Annotated in this window: 1 protein-coding gene; it reads left to right on the forward strand. The window is 70.4% G+C overall.

Annotated features, from left to right (window positions below; all coding sequences use genetic code 11):
• Positions 1 to 122: 122 nt before the first annotated feature.
• Positions 123 to 1,459: IS66 family transposase (tnpC, locus tag NBW84_RS08000; RefSeq protein WP_250283186.1), on the forward strand; the 1,337-nt coding region annotated here is incomplete at its 3' end.

Raw genomic sequence — 1,459 nt, forward strand, 5'->3', positions numbered from 1 at the left:
GGTAACTGGTCAGGTCTCGTAGATCGTTTGTTTTTGGTTTCATGGCAGGCTGGGACTCTTCGATGACCTGGCAGCCCAGGAGCGTTGGCGCCGCGTGGTTGATCGGACCGTAGGGTCCAGGTGTGTCCGGTGATCCGCCCGCACCGTCGGTGCCGTCGTATGACGAGCTCGCGGCGCTGGTGGTGGAGCAGGCGGCACTGATCGCGCAGTTGCGGGCCGAGTTGGAACAGGCCCGGGCGCGGATCGCCGAGTTGGAGGCCCAGGTCGGCAAGACGTCGCGGAACTCGGCGAAGCCACCGAGTTCGGACGGGCTGGCGAAACCGCCCCCGAAGTCATTGCGGAAGAAGTCCGGCCGGCGCCCTGGTGGGCAGGGCGGGCATCCCGGATCGACGCTGCGGATGGTGGACGATCCCGACGTGCGGCTGCGGCACGAACCGGGGCCGTGTGGGGGCTGCGGGGCGTCGCTGGCGGGCCGGCCGGTGGCCCGGACCGAACGCCGGCAGGTGTTCGACCTGCCCGAACTACGCCCGCATGTGATCGAACATGAGCTGGTCGAGCGGGAATGCGGCTGCGGGACACGCACGAAGGCGACCGCGCCGGACGGGGTGGATGCCCCGGTCCAGTACGGGCCCCGGGTGAGCGCGGCGGCGGTCTACCTCTATTCCGGTCAGTTCCTGTCGAAGGAACGAACCGCGACCGCGCTGGCCGAGCTGGTCGGGATCCCGATCTCGGCGGGCACGGTCGGTGCGATGACCGCCCGTGCCGCCACGGGCCTGGATGGCTTCCTCGCCACGGTCCGCCAGTGCCTCGCCGACGCCGAGGTCGTCGGCGCCGATGAGACCGGGCTACGGGTCGCCGGGAAACTGCACTGGGTGCACGTCGCTCGCACCGACCGGTACACGCTGATCGACTGCCATCCGAAACGCGGAACCGCGGGGATCGACGCCCTCGGGGTGCTCTCCGGCTTCGCCGGGATCGTGATCCACGACGCCTGGGCGCCGTATGACACCTACACCGACGCCACCCACCAGCTGTGTGTCGCCCACGTGCTGCGTGAGCTGCAGGGGATCGTCGACGCCGCCCCGGCCGGCAGCTGGTGCTGGGCCACCCAGGCCGCCGATGCTCTCCTCGCGCTGCACCGGCTCACCGTCGACGCCGCCGCCACCGGCACCACGGTCGACCCGACCGACCTGGCGACCCACACCCGGCTGCTGCGCCACGCCGCCCACATCGGGATCACCCAGACCTCGCCCCGCGGCACGAAGCTCATGGCCGCCCGCCACGCGCTGGCCTGCCGGCTCGTCGACCGCGAAGCCGACTACCTGCGCTTCACCAGTAACCCGCGGATACCCGCGGACAACAACGGCTCGGAACGCGACATCCGCATGATCAAACTGCGGCAGAAAGTATCCGGGTGTCTACGCACCCTCACCGGCGCCCGCCAGTTCTGCGCGATCCG

The organism is Protofrankia sp. CiP1_Cm_nod2 (genome assembly GCF_920664355.1).
Taxonomy (GTDB): domain Bacteria; phylum Actinomycetota; class Actinomycetes; order Frankiales; family Frankiaceae; genus Protofrankia.